Below are 15,631 nucleotides of genomic sequence, written 5' to 3' on the forward strand. Positions count from 1 at the left end.
CGGAAGTCAACACTGCAACAAGGGAAGGATGCACCACCAATGAAACCGATCTGGATCGTGGATGATGACCCTTCCATCCGCTTCGTGCTGGAAAAGGCACTGGGCCGGGAAGGCTGGGCAACGCGCAGCTTCATCCAGGCGCGCGATGTGCTCACGGCACTGTCCGATGTCGATGCCGGTGACCCGGCGCGCCAGCCACCCCAGGTGCTGGTGAGCGACATCCGCATGCCCGGCGGCTCGGGGCTGGAGCTGCTCGAGCAGATCCGCGCCCAGCAGCCGGGCCTGCCCGTCATCATCATGACCGCGTACTCCGACCTGGACAGTGCCGTCTCGGCCTTTCAGCGCGGAGCCTTCGAATACCTGCCCAAACCCTTCGACCTGCCCAAGGCCGTGGAACTCATCCGGCGCGCCGTCGAGGAAAGCCTGCGCGAGGATGTGGCCGAGGCCCAGGCCCCGCTGCAGGCCGAGATGCTGGGCCAGGCGCCTGCCATGCAGGACGTGTTCCGCGCCATCGGCCGGCTCAGCCAGAGCCAGGTCACGGTGCTGATCACGGGCGAGTCGGGCTCGGGCAAGGAACTGGTGGCGCGCGCGCTGCACAAGCACTCGCCCGTAGCGGGTGGCCCCTTCGTGGCCATCAACACCGCCGCCATCCCCAAGGACCTGCTGGAGTCCGAACTGTTCGGCCACGAGCGCGGCGCCTTCACGGGCGCCCAGACGCAACGGCGCGGACGCTTCGAGCAGGCCGAGGGCGGCACGCTCTTTCTCGATGAAATCGGCGACATGCCCTTCGACCTGCAGACGCGCCTGCTGCGTGTGCTGTCGGACGGGCACTTCTACCGCGTGGGCGGCCACCAGGCCGTCAAGGCCCATGTGCGCGTCATCGCCGCCACCCACCAGGACCTGGAGCAGCGCGTGCGCAACGGCGGCTTCCGCGAGGATCTGTTCCACCGCCTCAACGTCATCCGCCTGCGCCTGCCCGCGCTGCGCGAGCGCAACGAAGACGTGCCCATGCTGGCACGCCACTTCCTGCAGCAAAGCGCGCGGCAGCTGGGCGTGGAGCCCAAGCGCATGGGGGTCGATGCCATGCAGCGGCTGCAGTCGTTCGCCTTTCCCGGCAACGTGCGCCAGCTGGAGAACATCTGCCACTGGCTGACCGTCATGGCGCCAGCCCAGGTCATCTCGGTCAAGGACCTGCCTCCCGAGGTGCTGGGCGAGGCCGCGCCACCCGTGGGCGGCGGCAATGCCGGCGTGCCCGCACCGGTGATGCTGTCGCATGCGCCGGCCGTGGCGGAAGAGGGAGTGGGCCGCATCGCCATGCCAGCCCCGTCGCTGGCCCAGCCGCATGACGGGGGGCTGGCCACGTCCGACCTGGACTGGGTGCATCTGCTGGGGCAGCAGGCGCGCCAGCTGCTGGAGCACACTCAGGCCCAGGGGCATGGCGAGGTCTGGGACCAGCTGTCCCGCCGCTTCGAGGCGCAGTTGATCCGCTCGGCCCTGGCCGTCACCCACGGCCGCCGGGTCGAGGCCGCCCAGCGCCTGGGCATAGGCCGCAACACCATCACCCGCAAGCTGCAGGAGCTGGGCATGGACGAGGACGCCTTCGAGTAAGGCAAGCCGGCGGGCGGCCGGGCCCTTGCCTTGGCAAGGGTCCGGCTCCTACAGGCCGGCGCCCGGGGTGCTGACGGGCCGGCCCGCCCGGGCTTGGGACAATGGAGTCCTCTTCGCTGGAACGGCCTACGTCCCGACCTATCGTGCCCACAGTCCTCTCCAACCTCTGGCAAAAGGCCAAACCCGCCCGCCCGGGCGTGATGTACCCATCGACACCGCGCAAGCTCGGCGAGCCGGTCGATGCGTACTGGCATGACCGCTATTTCCTGGAGCCGTACTTCGTGCCGGGGCGCGGCTACGACCAATACCGGCCCGCCTATGCACTGGGCTGGAAGGCTTCCCTGTCGCCGGAACACGCGCAGCAGGATTTCGAGTCCGCAGAAGCCCGACTGGAAGAACGCTGGGAGCAGGAACGGGGCGGCAGCCTGCTGCACTGGAACCAGGTGCGTGAGGCCGTGGAGGCCTCCTGGCTGCAGGCGCGCCGGCGCACGCCCGCACAGCCTGCGGCTTCCACGCTGGAACTGCAGACCACGGCGCTGCTCAATGCCGTGCTGGCCCTGGGTCGCCAGGCCCATGTCCGGTTGGGCGAATGCATGGATCCCATGCCCCAGGGACTGATAGGCCAGGTACTGGCGCGCCACTTCAATGCCAGCCAGGTCCTGGTCGATGACCTGGAACGCGCCATCGACGCCAACGGCGGCGTGGTGCTGCCCGTGCGCGACAGCCGTGCCGCACTGCGTCGCAACGCCTTCTGGGACGGGCTGCTGGGCAGGGAAGAGGGCGCGGACTACGTGCTGGACCAGGCCGAGTCCTGCCAGCAGCAATGGCTGAGCGCCTATGAGGCCGCCGAGCAGGCACGCCTGCCCAGGGCGCTCAGCGAGATTCTCCACCGCCAGTCCCTGATGCTGCGCGGCCATATCGAGGCCATCCACTGGCTGCGCCGCTACATGCTGTAGCGCAAGTCTGAAAGCCTAGCCCAATGTCACGACGACCGGCGCATGGTCGCTGGGCTGCGGGTTCTTGCGCGGCGCGCGATCCACGCTGCAGGCGCTGACGCTGGGGCGCAATGCCTCGCTGACCAGGATGTGGTCGATGCGCAGGCCCCGGTTCTTCTGGAAGCCCAGCATCCGGTAGTCCCACCACGAATAGCTTTTCTCGGGCTGGTCGAACATGCGGAAGGCATCGGTCAGGCCCAGCTGCAGCAGCGCCTGGAAATGCGTGCGCTCTTCCACAGTGTGGTGGATCGTGTCCTTCAGGCCGATGGGATCGTAGGAGTCGCGGTCCTCGGGCGCCACGTTGAAGTCACCCACCAGCACCAGGCGCGGGTGGGTCGCCATTTCGCTTTTCACCCAGTCCTGCAGCGCCTGCAGCCAGCGCATCTTGTAGGCGAACTTGTCGGTGCCCGGCGCCTGCCCATTCACGAAGTAGCCATTGATCAGGCGCACCGGCCCGCCTTCGGCATCGAGGGTGGCAGCAATGATGCGGGCCTGCTCGTCATCCAGGCCCGGGATATTGCGCACCACGTCGCGCACCGGCGTGCGCGTCAGCCAGGCCACGCCGTTGTAGGTCTTTTGCCCATGGCTGACCGCGTGGTAACCGGCCTCCTGCAGCGCCTGCAGCGGAAACTTGTCGTCGGTGAGCTTGAGTTCCTGCAGCGCCAGCGCATCGACAGGGTTGGCCTGCAGCCAGGCCAGCACCTGCGGCAGGCGCACGGACAGGGAATTGACGTTCCAAGTGGCGATTTTCATTTGAAGAATGGTCCTTTGATTTGATTGTCGCATCACGGGTGGCAAGGCTACGATCCCGATGCTGATCTGCCTGGAGGAGCTTTTGGGAGGGCACATCAGAACCGTCACACTCCATCGACAAGACTATTCAAGATGATGAACTGGCTCTCACAAGCCGCGCCCTGGCTGGCGCTGCTGGGCGCGATTCCCTTGCTGTATGCGCTCTCGCTGCTGCTGGCCACTTTGAACTGCATGCGCCTGCGCCTGCGTGCTGCGCCCATGGCCGTGGTGGAGCGCCAGGCGCTGGAGCCCGAATCACGGGCGGTGCTGGATGCCATGCGGCCGGAGTTGCAAGCCTTGGGCTTCACCTGGTGTGCCAGCCTGCAGGGCACGCATCCGCAGGCCATGGATCCCGACCTGCCTCTGGAGGTGGACTTGTTCGGCCATGCCGCCGGGCGGGCCTGGGCGATGGTCCAGGCCGAACAGGCGGGAAGCGCCAGGCATGGCCGCACCGTGGGCTCCGTGACCTGGCTCACATTCTTTGCCGACGGGCGCAATTGGATGGGCTTCAATGGCCTACCTCAGACAAGCCTGCCTGCGCCGCCCGGCTGGACCTACCTGGACGATGCCCAGCCCGATACCGCATCGGCCTGGGCCGCCTACGCCGAGCGCCTGTCCGGCGACCGGGCTCCCGTGGTCCAGGGCCTTGACCAGGCGGTACAGCGCCTGGATGAGTGGGGCCGGAGCCAGGTCCCTGCACTGGTGGCCCAGGGCCGTGCGCTGCCTGCCGGGCCAGGGTTCTGGCGGCTCAGCTGGCGCGAGTCGCTGCGGCTGGCCTGGCGCGCCTTGCGTCAGGTGCGCAAGGAAGACAGGGCGGTGCCCGCCAGCCCATCTGCCGGCGCATGCCTTCATGGGCCGCAGGTCCGGCAAGTGTCCGAGGCGCTGCGCTTTCGCTACCAGAAAGCCGTGCAGCGCGGGCTGGGCATGGCGCACAACCGCCACCGCAGTTTCTGGATCACGGCGGCGCTGTTCCTGGCAGCAGGCGCCGTGCTGTTTTCATGGGACATGGCGTGGATGCTTCTGGTGGTGATCGCCGTGCATGAAGGAGGGCATTGGCTGGCCATGCGCTGGGCGGGCTACCAGCGTCAATCCGTCTTCTTCATTCCTGGCCTGGGCGGCATGGCCACCGGAGAAAAGGCGGACGCCACGCCGCTGCAAAAAGTGGGCGTCTATCTGGCCGGTCCCATGCCTGGGCTGTTGCTGGCTGTGGGCGCGCTGGCTGCCGTAGGCTGGGGCCTGGTCCCGCAGCCACCCGCCTGGACCATGCAATTGCTGCTGCTGACCCTGGTCGTCAACGCCTTCAACCTGTTGCCCCTCACGCCTTTGGATGGCGGCCGCGTGGTGGAGAGCCTGCTGTTCGCTCGCCTGCCCGCAATGCGGCTGGTGTTTGCACTGGCGGGCATGGCCGCGCTGGGTGGGCTGGCCTGGTTCAGCCGGGACCCCCTGATCGCCATCCTCACCGGCGTGCTGCTGATGGGGCTGCCGTGGCAATGGCGGGTGATGCAACTGGAGCGGGCCATGCATCGCACCCTGCACACGCTTCCTCAACAAGAGGCATGCCAGGCCCCGGTCAGTGAGGCCGATGCCGTACACCGCGCATTCGGCGTGCTGCAGCAACCCGCTTTTGCGCGCTGGCCCTTTGTCCGGCGCGCGGCTGTTGCAGGCGCGCTGCTGCCTGCCTTGCAATCGCGTGCGCCCGGTTGGGCCGAAGGCGCAGCGGGCCTGGCAATCTACCTGGCCTGCCTGCTGCTGCCGGTGGCCATGGTCATGGGCATTCATCAAGCTGCGCCGCAGGGGCGGCAGGTTCTTGCTGCGCTGTGGGATGTGGAGCTGTCTGCCCGCCGTGATTACGTACCGGAGCAGCACCTGGCCGAGATCGAGGCCCGCCTGGCCCAGGCCGACCAACTGCCCCCGTCTGCCCAAGAGCAACGGGTGGAGATCTACCTGGAGGCCGCCCGGGAACTGCAACTCATGGACGACCATCCTCCGGCCGAGGCGCGCGCCAAAGCACTTTACCAATCGGCCTGGGCGATGACGCAGTCCCGGGCACAGAGTGATCTGCAGCGTGCCCATGCATTGAAAGGCATGGCCGACACGGCGGATACCGCCGAGCAGGCAACGAATTTGCGCCAGCAACTGGTGGCCGACCTGCAGGACGTGCAAGGCCCTGCACGCCGGGTGCTGGCCAGCGTGCAGGAAGTTCTTGCGTTCTGGGGACCGCCTGATCAGACCGTGGCGCAAAGGCTTGATCGGATGGTGCAGGCCGTGGAGATCCGCCGCGCCGACGCCGATGCGCCGGACGATTTCCTGCTGCTGCACGCGCGCATCAAGCTCGCCCGGTTGCTGGATGCCAGCGGCCACCCCGAAGCGGCGCAAGCCCAGTTGCAGGCCAATGTGATCGCGCTCCAGGCTGCGCTTCAGGCAGCGCCGCAAGCGGCGCATGCCGTGACTGCGGATTCGGCTCAGCGCCGTGAATGGAAAATCTTCTCATTGATGCAGGCCGAAACCCTGCATGCCCGGTTCATGGCCGAGCACGGCCAGACTGGCGCTGCCGTGGCACTGGCCCGCCAAACCGTGGAGCGCATCCCGCCGAAGAAGGCCGGCCACTACGCCTCCCAGGACAGCTGGATCGCCTGGCTCTGGATTGCCATAGGCATGGGTGATGCCGCTGAAGTGCGCCAGGCCCTGGAGCAACAGCTGCCTGCACCCCGTGCATATGCCGAAATCGGAATCGCCCAGGCCCGGCTGGCCGCCGCGCAACTGCTGAACGACGATGCCCTGCGCATGCAGGCACTGGCCGCGTTGCAACCGCTGTCCCAGGCGCGCCACGTTGCGCTTTGCAGGAGCCCGCGCGTGGCGCGCGACCTTCATAGCGACTGGCAAAACCTGGAGCGCAGGCTCCAGCACGAGTCTGCGCAGGCCGCAGGACTGTGCCCCCGATAGGTATCGTCGGGGAGGGCGCGCGCATGCCGGCAGCGCAGGGCCAGCTATCCGCAGGCCCTGATGAAACCCCACCGAAAGAGAGCGCCGGGCCCTGCCCGCAGCATACGCAAATGCTTGATCTACTCGTCATTCACGCCACGCTGCCCGATGGCCGCCAGGACATGTCCATCGCCTGCCTCGCCACGACCTTCATGGCACCGGGCAGACCTTGAATCAGATTGATCTGATTTCATCTCGGATGAAAGGTGTCTACGATTGAAAATTTGCCAAGGAAATGCGGCCTTGGAATTTTTTCATTATCCGGAGGTATTCAAAATGCATATATTCATAGGTGCTTTTTGCAGAATAAACAAGGCTGTCATGATATTTATTTTGGCAATGATGGCCACCTCCGCATGGTCCGTATGCGCAATTAAAGATACAAGTGATGGGTCAGGCTATTACAAGTATGTGTTCAGTAATTTCAATCCTCCAGAATTCAATCCCAATGTGGCCAAGAACACGGTGATTTACTCAAAAACCGCTATAGCGGTAATGAGTAATGGGGTTGGCGCTAGATTGATGAATTGTAATCCAATGGTCACGGGCTATATTGTAGGTAAATCTACACCAGTCAATAATATATACCCGACGACAGTCGAAGGTATTGGAATCAGGGTTTCGTCTGGATATGGTGCTGCGCCTGTAAGTACTGCGCAGTATTCCAATCACCCCGGATCTTTTGCATATCAATATTCCGTTGTCACAGTTGAGTTGATCAAGACCGCAGATGGCGATATCACTGCAGGTGGCGTGCTGGACAGCGATTTCCTGTACGAACGCGCGAATGATGCATTTGGCCAGCTTCTCGCTCAATACAACTTTTCCTCGCCTGTCGTCCTCCGGCCCAGGGTGCCCACCTGTACCCCACAGGCGCCGGAGCCCGTGCGCATGGCCCAGACTGTCGCTCCAAAACTCACCTCAATCGGCTCAACCGGTGCTCCCCGCTCCTTCCTCATCTCGTTGTTGTGCAAGGGCGGCATCCCAGGTTCGTTGACCAGCGCCTATGTCACGCTGACGGATGTGGCAAATCCTGGAAATATCGGCAATGCTCTGACCCTGTCGAAAACCTCGGTGGCAAAAGGTGTGGGAGTCCAGATTCGCAAGGGTGAGCAGATCCTGGGATTTAGCCCGGACTCCAATGCCGCCGGCAACAGGAATCAATGGTTTGCAGGGGCTGTTGCCTACGGGCAGGCGCGGTTGGATATCCCGCTGACGGCGCGCTATGTCAAGACCGAAGAGAACGTGACCATAGGCAGTGCCAATGCGGCGGCGACCTTCACCATCAGCTACCAGTAGTTCCCCCCTGATCCCTTGCGCTTTCGGTCTGACCGCTGGCAGGCCATTCAGCGTGGTCAGGCAAGTCTGCGGGTGTGCGGCCATGCCCGCAGAATACGCAGATGCTTGATCTACTCGTCATTCACGCCACGCTGCCCGACGGCCGCCAGGACATGTCCATCGCCGTGCAGGGCGGGCGCATAGTTGAGGTCGCGGCCGGTCTTTCGGCGCCTGCCCACCAGGTCATCGATGCACAGCACCAGCTGGTGTCGCCGCCCTTCGTCGATCCGCATTTCCACATGGATGCCACGCTGAGCCACGGCCTGCCGCGCGTCAACCGCAGCGGCACGCTGCTGGAGGGCATTGCGCTGTGGGGCGAGCTCAAGCCGCTGCTCACGGCCGAGGCGTTGATCTCGCGCGCGCTGGAGTATTGCGATTGGGCGGCGGCCAAGGGGCTGCAGGCCATCCGCAGCCATGTGGATACCAGCGATGCCCGCCTGCTGGCCGTCGATGCGTTGCTGGAGGTCAAGCGCCAGGTGGCTCCCTATATCGACCTGCAACTGGTGGCGTTTCCGCAGGACGGCGTGCTGCGCTCGCCCGGCGGCGTCGCCAACCTGCGGCGGGCGCTGGACAAGGGCGTGGACGTGGTGGGCGGCATTCCCCACTTCGAGCGCACCATGGCCGAGGGTGCCGACAGCGTCAGGCTGCTGTGCGAGCTGGCGGCCGAGCGCGGCCTGCTGGTGGACATGCACTGCGACGAGTCCGACGACCCGCTGTCGCGCCACATCGAAACCCTGGCCTTCGAGGCGCAGCGCCTGGGCCTGCAGGGCCGCGTGACGGGCTCGCACTGCACCTCCATGCACAGCATGGACAACTACTACGTGAGCAAGCTGCTGCCGCTGATCGCCGAAAGCGGCGTGGCCGTGATTGCCAATCCGCTGATCAACATCACGTTGCAGGGCCGCCAGGACAGCTATCCCAAGCGCCGCGGCATGACGCGCGTGCCCGAGCTGCTGGCCGCAGGCGTCAACGTGGCCCTCGGCCATGACTGCGTGATGGACCCGTGGTACGGCATGGGCTCGGGCGACATGCTGGAGGTCGCCCACATGGGCCTGCATGTGGCGCAGATGACCAGCCAGGACGGCATGCGCGACTGCTTCGACGCCGTGACCACGCGCGCGGCGCGTGTGATGCACCTGGAAGGCTATGGCATCGAGGCCGGCTGCGATGCCAGCTTCGTGCTGCTGCAGGCGCGCGATGCGGCCGAGGCGATACGGCTGCGCGCCACGCGCCTGAAGGTGTTCCGCAAGGGCCGGTTGCTGGCCGAGGCGCCTTCTGCAACGGCTGCACTGCATCTGCCGGGCCGCCCGGCAAGAATCGACTGGCGGCGCTGAACCGGCGCTGAACCGCCGGCGCGCTGGCGCCGGCCTCAGGCGCCGGCCAGGCTGGCCTCGCGCACGATGGTCTGCAGGGCCACCAGATCCCTGACCACCAGGCCCTGGGCTTCCACGCGAATGCAGTTGTCGCGCTCCATGCGCTTGAGCTCCTGGTTCACGCGCTGGCGCGAGGCGCCCAGCAACTGGGCCAGCTCCTCCTGCACCAGTTGCAGGCCTATGCGCAGCTCGCGCGGGTCGTCCAGCACCTGTGTGCCGTAGCTGCGCGACAGGTGCAGCAACTGCTTGGCCAGGCGTGCGCGCAGGGGCAGGGTGTTGAGGTCTTCCACCAGCCCGTAGGTCTGGCGTATGCGGTGGGCCTGCAGGCGCAGCAGGGCGTCGTAGAACTCCACATGCGTGGCCAGGATGGCGTGAAAGCTGTCCTTGTCCACGCACAGCAGCGTGGTGTCGCCATGGGCATAGGCATCGCGCGTGCGGGGCTCGTCAAGAAAGGTGGACATGGCACCGAACCAGGCACCCGGCTCCACATAGGCCAGCGTGGTCTGCCGACCCGACAGGCTGGTCGAGCTCATGCGCACGGCGCCCTGCGCACAGGCATACCACCTGTGCGGCACATCGCCGCGTGCATAGATCAGTGCCCCGTCCTTGAGCCGCCGGACCGTGGTCTGGCGCAGGATGTCATGGCGCAGCGAGGGCGAAAGGCTGCAGAACCACTGGCCGGAATTGATGGCCTCGCGCTCGGCGGGGGTGAGCATGGGCTCGTGGGTACTCGTTTGCAAACCGCTTGTCTCCAATCGGCCGCAATTTTAGGGTGTGCGGGCCTGCGGATAGGCGTGCAATTGCTCGCGCAGCAACTGCACGAAGCAGTCAGCCCTTTCGGTGGGCGCGTATTGGGGCGGCAGGGCCAGCACCACCTCCACCGCGCAGGCTGGAAGCAGTGGCAGCACACGCAGGTCGCGCGCGAACACCGAGGCCACGTAGGGGTTGACCACGCCCAGCCCCAGCCCCTGTGCAGCCAGGCTGCAGATGGTGGAGGAGTAGGTGGTCTCCATGGTGGAGCCGGCCTCTATGCCCTGCTCCTGCATGGTGCTGCGCAGTTGCAGGTAGATGTCGTCATCGGCGTTGAGCGTCAGCAGCAACTGGCCCTGCAGATCGCGCACATGCAGCCGCGTGCGCGTGGCCAGCGCATGGTCCGGGTGCATGACGCAGACGGCGCGGCTGCGGTGCAGCACGGTGGCATCCAGCTCGGGCGTGCTCAGCGCCATGGTGCTGACCACCAGGTCGAAGTGGCCATGCAGCAGGCCCTCGCGCAAGGGCGTGGAGCCCAGGGTCTGCAGGCTGATGTGGGTGCCCGGGTAGCGCTGCGCGAAGCTGCGCACCACGGCCGGGATCACGCTCAGGCCCAGGGCCGGCGTGCAGCCTATGCGCAGCGTGCCGGCGCCGGACTGGCGCAGTGCGGCCAGGTCGCGCTCTATGCGCTCGCGCCCCAGGAAATGCTGCTGCACGGTGGCGAACAGTTCCACGGCCTCGGCCGTGGGGCGCAGCCGGCCCTTGTGCATGTCGAACAGCTTGAGCCCTGCGGCCGCCTGCATCTGGGCCAGCAGCCGGCTGACCGAAGGCTGCGTGGTGTGCAGCAGCCGCGCGGCGGCCGTGGTGGTGCCGGTCTGCATGACGGCACGGAAGGCCTCGATCTCTCGGGCGCTCAGGGGTCTGGACATGGCGATTCGGTCCTGCTCGGGGTGGCTGGCAATGTATATCTTTTCTGTATAGAGGCCACGAAAAAATGCATTTTTCCAAAGATGACAGGCTTTCTACACTGCCTCCATTGCATCGATTGCCCAGGCGCGGCAGCGCCGTCGAAAGGATTCCATGAACAAGACAACAGCACGCCGCACGGCCGCCGCAGTAATCGCCGCCGCCGTGGCGGGCATGGTGCCGGCAGCCGCCCAGGCACAGGACGGCTTTCCCCAGCCCGGCCGGCAGCTGCGCATCATCGTGCCGTTCACTGCAGGCGGCAGCTCCGACGTGCAGGCACGCATGCTGGCCGACCGCCTGAGCCGGCTCTGGGGCCAGCCGGTGGTGGTGGAAAACAAGCCCGGCGCGGGCGGTCATCTGGGAGGCCGATATGTGGCCGATCAGCCGGCCGACGGCTACACGCTGATGGTGGGCTCCATCGGCCTGCATGCCGCCTATGGCGTGTACGGCAAGCTGGCCTATGACCCCGCAAGGGATCTGCGCGTGGTGACCGTGCTGGCCGAGATGCCGCATGTGGTGGTGGCCACGCCCAGCCTTGCCGCCAGCAACCTGGCCGAGCTGACGGCGCTGGCCAAAAAGGCGCCTGGCACGGTCAACTTCGGCTCGGCCGGCGTGGGCTCGTCCGTGCACATGATGGGCGAGCTGTACAAGCTGCAGGCAGGCGCGCCCATCGTGCACGTGCCTTATCGCGGCAGCTCGGCCGCGCTCAACGACCTGCTGGGCGGCCAGATCCAGCTCATGTTCGAGAACCCGCCCACGGTGCTGTCGCACATACGCGGCGGCAAGCTCAAGGCGTTGGCCGTCACGGGCAGCCAGCGCCTGGCGGCCCTGCCGGACGTGCCCACGGCGGCCGAGTCCGGGCTCAAGGACTATGTGGCCACCTCCTGGACCACGGTGGCCGTCTCCTCCAAGGTGCCCGAGGCCATCGTCAAAAAGCTCAATGACGACATCCGAAAGGTCGTGGCCACGCCCGAGTTCCGCAAGGGCCTGCAAGAGCAGGGCATGAGCGCCGTCGCCAACAGCCTGCCTGAGGCGCAATCCTTCGTTGCCCGCGAAAAGCAGCGTTGGGACCGCGTGATCGCCGAAGGCCACATCTCCGCCCAATGAAACGCTCCATGACTTCGAACACCCCCGCATCCTTCGCCCCCTGCCGCCGCCTGGGCGATGGCGGCCAGCACCACTTCTTCGGCTACTACAACAAGTCCAGCTGGGACCGCAGCAACCGCCTGGTGCTGGCGCAGCAAACGCCGTGGATGGACCAGTACCTCACGCCCCAGGCGCGGGCGTCCATCGGCTACTTCGATACCGAAAACGGCGACCGCTTCCACGCCGTGGGCGAGACCGGCGCCTGGAACTGGCAGATGGGCAGCCAGCTGCAGTGGCTGGACGGACTGGCGGGCCGCCAGCTGATCCACAACGACAGGACGGCAGATTCCGGGGGGCGCTATCCGGGGTTCGGCTCCGTGGTCATCGATGTGGACAGCGGCGAGCGGCGCACCCTGCCCATGCCTGTCTATGTGGTGGCACCCAGCAGCGCCTGGGCGCTGTGCGTGGACTACCGTCGTCTGTACGTCACGCACGAAACCATTGGCTATAGCGAAGAGGGTGGTCCCTTCGCCTTGCCCCTGGCGCCCGAGGACGACGGCATCTGGCGCATGGAGGTCGCGACGGGCGAGGCCAGGCTGCTGGCCAGCTATGCGCGGCTCAAGGCCTTTCATCACCGCACATCGATGGACAAGGCCATCCACTGGGTCAGCCATATCGAGGTCAACCCGTCGTCATCGCGCATCCTGTTCCTGCACCGCTGGACCGAACGCGTCAAGGACGAAACCTGCTTTCTGCACCGCCTGATCACCATGGCGCCCGACGGCTCCGACATGCGCCTGCTCGAATGCTCGGACCATCCGCTGCCCCAGCTGGCCGACGACTTCGACCCACTGGCCGTGGGCACCTTCGACTACGAAAAGTCCGAATACCAGATCTCGCATCCGCTATGGCAGGACGACAGCCACATCATTGTGTGGGGCCCGCATGCCGGGGAGATCCACTATCACCTCTATGACGATGTGGAGGGCGGTGACGTGCAAGTGGTGGGCGCAGGCGTGCTGGTGGAGAACGGCCACATGAGCTTCTCGCCCGTGGACACGCGCTGGCTGCTCAGCGATACCTACCCCGACGACCGCACGCACGAGCGCTTCCTGTTCCTGTACGACATGCACACGGGCGAGCGCCACGACCTGGGCAGCTTCTACGCCTCGCCCGATCTCAGCAAGGAGAACCGCTGCGACCTGCACCCGCGCTGGAGCCGTGACGGGCGCCAGGTCTGCATCGACTCCGTGCACGAGCACCAGCGGCAGATGTATGTGCTCGATGTGTCGGGGATCGTGGAGGCCCCGAGATAGCTATTTGCGGGGCCTTGGAACCTCAGCGCCCCCAGCGCAGCACCAGCGGATCGAGCCGCCGCGCAATGTCCAGCAGCTGGCGGCGCACCTCGGGGTGCATGGGCGGCCAGGGCGCGCGCGGCGCGTCGCAGGCGATCACGCCGCCGGCCTTCATCAGCGCCTTGGCGGCCAGGAAGCCGGCCTGGCGGTTTTCGTGGTTGATCAGGGGCAGCCAGCGCTGGTAGAGGGCGAATGCGGTGTCGGGGTCGCCGTTTCTGTGCGCTTCCATGATGGGGCGTATGCCGTCGGCAAAGCCGCCGCCCGTCATGGAGCCCGTGGCGCCGGCCTGCAGGTCGGCCAGCAGGGTGATGGCTTCCTCGCCATCCCAGGGGCCTTCGATGGCCTCGCCGCCCAGGGCGATGAGTTCGCGCAGCTTGCCGGCGGCGCCTGCGGTTTCCATCTTGAAGTAGCAGACCTGCTCGATCTCGTGGGCCATGCGCGCGAGGAAGGCGGGGGACAGCGGCGTGCCTGCGGCGGGCGCGTCCTGGATCATGATGGGAATGGCGATGGCATCGGACACGGCCTGGAAGAAGGCCTGGATCTGGGGCTCGCCGAAGCGGAAGGTGGCGCCATGGTAGGGCGGCATGACCATCACCATGGCCGCGCCCATGTCCTGCGCGCGGCGGCTTCGCTCGGCGCACACGCGTGAGGAGGTGTGCGTGGTGGTGACGATCACGGGCACGCGGCCCGCCACATGTTCCAGGGCTGTGCGCGTGAGGGTCTCGCGCTCGTCATCGGCCAGCAGGAACTGCTCGGAGAAGTTGGCCAGGATGCACAGGCCGTCCACGCCCGAGTCGATCATGAAATCCAGGCAGCGCTTCTGGCTGGCCAGGTCCAGCGTGCCGTCCTCGTGGAAGATGGTGGGTACCACGGGGAAGATGCCGCTGTAGCGCGGCCGAGAAATTCCGGGCATGGCGTGCTCCCTCATTCGACGATGCGGAACTGGTCCAGGTACTCGGTCTTGAGCGTGAGGCCCAGGCCCGGCACATCGTCCCTGAGCTGCAGGAAGCCGTTCTCGGCCACGGGTTCGCCGTCGAAGATGTACCAGAACAGCTCGTTGCCCACCTCCACGTCGAAGATGGGGAAGTACTCGGCCATGGGCGAGGCCAGCGTGCTCATGGTCAGGTGGTAGTTGTGCATCTGGCCCGCATGCGGGATCACGGGCACGCTGAACGCCTCGCACAGCGCATTGATCTTGTGCGCGGCCGTGATGCCGCCCACGCGGTTGGTGTCGTACTGCACGACGCTGACGGCCTTTTTGTCCAGCAGCTGCTTGAAGCCGTAGAGGCTGAACTCGTGCTCGCCGCCCGAGATCGGAATGCTGGTGAGGCGGCTGAGTTCGGCGTAGCCGTCGATGTCGTCGGCGATCACGGGCTCCTCCAGCCAGCGCGGCTCGAACTTCTCCAGCTTGGGGAGCATGCGCCTGGCGTACTCCAGGTTCCAGCCCATGTAGCACTCCAGCATCAGGTCGCAGTCGTAGCCTATGACCTCGCGCACGGCCTCGACCGAGCGCAGGTTCTCGCGCACGCCTTCCTGCAGATGGGCCGGGCCGTAGCCGAAGCGCATCTTGAAGGCCTTGAAGCCCTGGTCCAGGAATTTTTGCGCCTCTTCCTGCATGGCCTTGAGGTCGGTGCGGTAGAGCTTGCTGTAGTAGCAGGGAATCCTTTCCTTGGTGCGCCCGCCCAGCAGCTTGAACACAGGCTTGTTCACGCTCTTGCCCAGGATGTCCCAGATGGCCAGGTCCACGGCCGAGATGGCTGCCATGGTCACGCCCTTGCGGCCCCAGGCGTGCGTGGCGCGGTACATGCGCTGCCACAGGTACTCGTAGTCCCATGGGTCGTGGCCGATGACCAGGGGCGCCAGGTACTCGTCGATGATGGCCTTGGCGATGCGCGGCGCCAGCGCCACGTTGCCCAGGCCGACGATGCCGTCGTCGGTCTCGATCTCCACCACCGTCCAGGAATGGAAGCGGAAGGTGGACATGGTCTCCTGCGGCGCATAGAGCAGGTCCATGGCGTTGGAGCAGAAGTTGCCCTGGGGCGGCACGGTCTTGCCTTGCCATTCGTAGACGCGGGCGCGGACGGATTTGATTTTCATGATGGTGATGGCGAGGGAGTGAAGTCAGTCAGCACAGGCGCGCGGCGCCCATGCGGCAGGCGATCAGAAAGGCCTGCCACGTGGCCTCCACGCTGGCCCGGCCCTGGCCCGCGATGTCATAGGCCGTGCCGTGGGCCGGCGTGGTGATGGGGATCGGCAGGCCGCCCTGCACGGTCACGCCGCGCGAGAAGCCCAGCAGCTTGATGGCGATCTGGCCCTGGTCGTGGTACATGGTCACGATGGCCTGGTACTCGCCGGCCTGGGCCTTCAGGAAGATGGTGTCGGCCGG

General features: G+C 66.1%; 13 protein-coding genes. 7 read left to right on the forward strand and 6 right to left on the reverse strand.

Annotation, left to right across the window (positions count from 1 at the left end; all coding sequences use genetic code 11):
• Window positions 1-39: 39 nt before the first annotated feature.
• Complete coding sequence (gene ntrC / locus DA1_RS02640) at window positions 40-1,608, forward strand: nitrogen regulation protein NR(I) (RefSeq protein ID WP_034396267.1); 1,569 nt, start codon at window positions 40-42, stop codon at window positions 1,606-1,608.
• A 143-nt stretch (window positions 1,609-1,751) separates the two neighbouring features.
• Window positions 1,752-2,564 carry a hypothetical protein gene (locus tag DA1_RS02645; RefSeq protein WP_227472451.1) on the forward strand — a complete coding sequence of 271 codons (813 nt, stop codon included), beginning with the start codon at window positions 1,752-1,754 and terminating at the stop codon, window positions 2,562-2,564.
• Between the two features lie 15 nt (window positions 2,565-2,579).
• Here DA1_RS02645 and xth read toward each other — a convergent pair whose 3' ends face one another.
• Complete coding sequence (gene xth / locus DA1_RS02650) at window positions 2,580-3,356, reverse strand: exodeoxyribonuclease III (RefSeq protein WP_034396262.1); 777 nt, start codon at window positions 3,354-3,356, stop codon at window positions 2,580-2,582.
• Window positions 3,357-3,491: 135 nt separating this feature from the next.
• Between xth and DA1_RS02655 the strand changes: the two genes are divergently transcribed.
• The 3 genes from DA1_RS02655 (at window position 3,492) to DA1_RS02665 (ending at window position 9,049) form a co-directional block, all read left to right on the forward strand.
• Window positions 3,492-6,338, forward strand: coding sequence for a site-2 protease family protein (locus DA1_RS02655; RefSeq protein WP_034398854.1), 2,847 nt, complete (start codon window positions 3,492-3,494; stop codon window positions 6,336-6,338).
• 282 nt (window positions 6,339-6,620) lie between these two features.
• A complete protein-coding gene (locus tag DA1_RS02660; RefSeq protein ID WP_155294313.1) occupies window positions 6,621-7,676 on the forward strand; it encodes a fimbrial protein in 1,056 nt (351 codons plus the stop codon).
• A 101-nt stretch (window positions 7,677-7,777) separates the two neighbouring features.
• Window positions 7,778-9,049 (forward strand): amidohydrolase family protein, encoded by a 1,272-nt coding sequence (locus DA1_RS02665; RefSeq protein WP_034396259.1) that lies wholly within the window; start codon window positions 7,778-7,780, stop codon window positions 9,047-9,049.
• A 35-nt stretch (window positions 9,050-9,084) separates the two neighbouring features.
• Here the strand turns inward: DA1_RS02665 and DA1_RS02670 are convergent, their stop codons facing one another.
• Both DA1_RS02670 and DA1_RS02675 read right to left on the reverse strand, forming a co-directional pair.
• Entirely contained in the window at window positions 9,085-9,804 is a 720-nt protein-coding gene (locus tag DA1_RS02670; protein ID WP_034396256.1) for a Crp/Fnr family transcriptional regulator, read from the reverse strand.
• Window positions 9,805-9,855: 51 nt separating this feature from the next.
• Window positions 9,856-10,767: a LysR family transcriptional regulator gene (locus DA1_RS02675; RefSeq protein ID WP_034396253.1), complete on the reverse strand. Its 912-nt coding sequence runs from the start codon at window positions 10,765-10,767 to the stop codon at window positions 9,856-9,858.
• Between the two features lie 151 nt (window positions 10,768-10,918).
• Here DA1_RS02675 and DA1_RS02680 point away from each other — a divergent pair, with 151 nt between their 5' ends.
• Both DA1_RS02680 and DA1_RS02685 read left to right on the forward strand, forming a co-directional pair.
• Complete coding sequence (locus DA1_RS02680; protein ID WP_034396249.1) at window positions 10,919-11,911, forward strand: Bug family tripartite tricarboxylate transporter substrate binding protein; 993 nt, start codon at window positions 10,919-10,921, stop codon at window positions 11,909-11,911.
• Complete coding sequence (locus tag DA1_RS02685; RefSeq protein WP_034396246.1) at window positions 11,908-13,206, forward strand: hypothetical protein; 1,299 nt, start codon at window positions 11,908-11,910, stop codon at window positions 13,204-13,206. The genes DA1_RS02680 and DA1_RS02685 overlap by 4 nt, the downstream gene beginning before the upstream one ends.
• Window positions 13,207-13,228: 22 nt before the next feature.
• On the opposite strand, the gene DA1_RS02690 is transcribed toward DA1_RS02685, so the two are convergent.
• From DA1_RS02690 to DA1_RS02700, 3 genes are all read right to left on the reverse strand, one after another.
• The gene (locus DA1_RS02690) at window positions 13,229-14,158 is read right to left on the reverse strand and encodes a dihydrodipicolinate synthase family protein (RefSeq protein ID WP_034396243.1); all 930 of its coding nucleotides are present in this window, start codon (window positions 14,156-14,158) and stop codon (window positions 13,229-13,231) included.
• Between the two features lie 11 nt (window positions 14,159-14,169).
• Entirely contained in the window at window positions 14,170-15,342 is a 1,173-nt protein-coding gene (locus tag DA1_RS02695) for an L-rhamnonate dehydratase (protein WP_034396240.1), read from the reverse strand.
• 28 nt (window positions 15,343-15,370) lie between these two features.
• Window positions 15,371-15,631, reverse strand: a 261-nt coding sequence (locus DA1_RS02700; protein ID WP_174549353.1) for a 4-hydroxythreonine-4-phosphate dehydrogenase PdxA, incomplete at its 5' end; no start/stop codon positions are given.

Source organism: Delftia acidovorans NBRC 14950, assembly GCF_001598795.1.
Lineage (GTDB): Bacteria > Pseudomonadota > Gammaproteobacteria > Burkholderiales > Burkholderiaceae_C > Comamonas > Comamonas acidovorans.

Excerpts from the sequence above, each read along its gene's own strand:
- ntrC (WP_034396267.1), top strand. The coding sequence starts at position 40 with ATGAAACCGATCTGGATCGTGGATGATGACCCTTCCATCCGCTTCGTG.
- xth (WP_034396262.1), bottom strand. The coding sequence starts at position 3,356 with ATGAAAATCGCCACTTGGAACGTCAATTCCCTGTCCGTGCGCCTGCCG.
- DA1_RS02655 (WP_034398854.1), top strand. The coding sequence starts at position 3,492 with ATGAACTGGCTCTCACAAGCCGCGCCCTGGCTGGCGCTGCTGGGCGCG.
- DA1_RS02665 (WP_034396259.1), top strand. The coding sequence starts at position 7,778 with ATGCTTGATCTACTCGTCATTCACGCCACGCTGCCCGACGGCCGCCAG.
- DA1_RS02670 (WP_034396256.1), bottom strand. The coding sequence starts at position 9,804 with ATGCTCACCCCCGCCGAGCGCGAGGCCATCAATTCCGGCCAGTGGTTC.
- DA1_RS02675 (WP_034396253.1), bottom strand. The coding sequence starts at position 10,767 with ATGTCCAGACCCCTGAGCGCCCGAGAGATCGAGGCCTTCCGTGCCGTC.
- DA1_RS02680 (WP_034396249.1), top strand. The coding sequence starts at position 10,919 with ATGAACAAGACAACAGCACGCCGCACGGCCGCCGCAGTAATCGCCGCC.
- DA1_RS02685 (WP_034396246.1), top strand. The coding sequence starts at position 11,908 with ATGAAACGCTCCATGACTTCGAACACCCCCGCATCCTTCGCCCCCTGC.
- DA1_RS02690 (WP_034396243.1), bottom strand. The coding sequence starts at position 14,158 with ATGCCCGGAATTTCTCGGCCGCGCTACAGCGGCATCTTCCCCGTGGTA.
- DA1_RS02695 (WP_034396240.1), bottom strand. The coding sequence starts at position 15,342 with ATGAAAATCAAATCCGTCCGCGCCCGCGTCTACGAATGGCAAGGCAAG.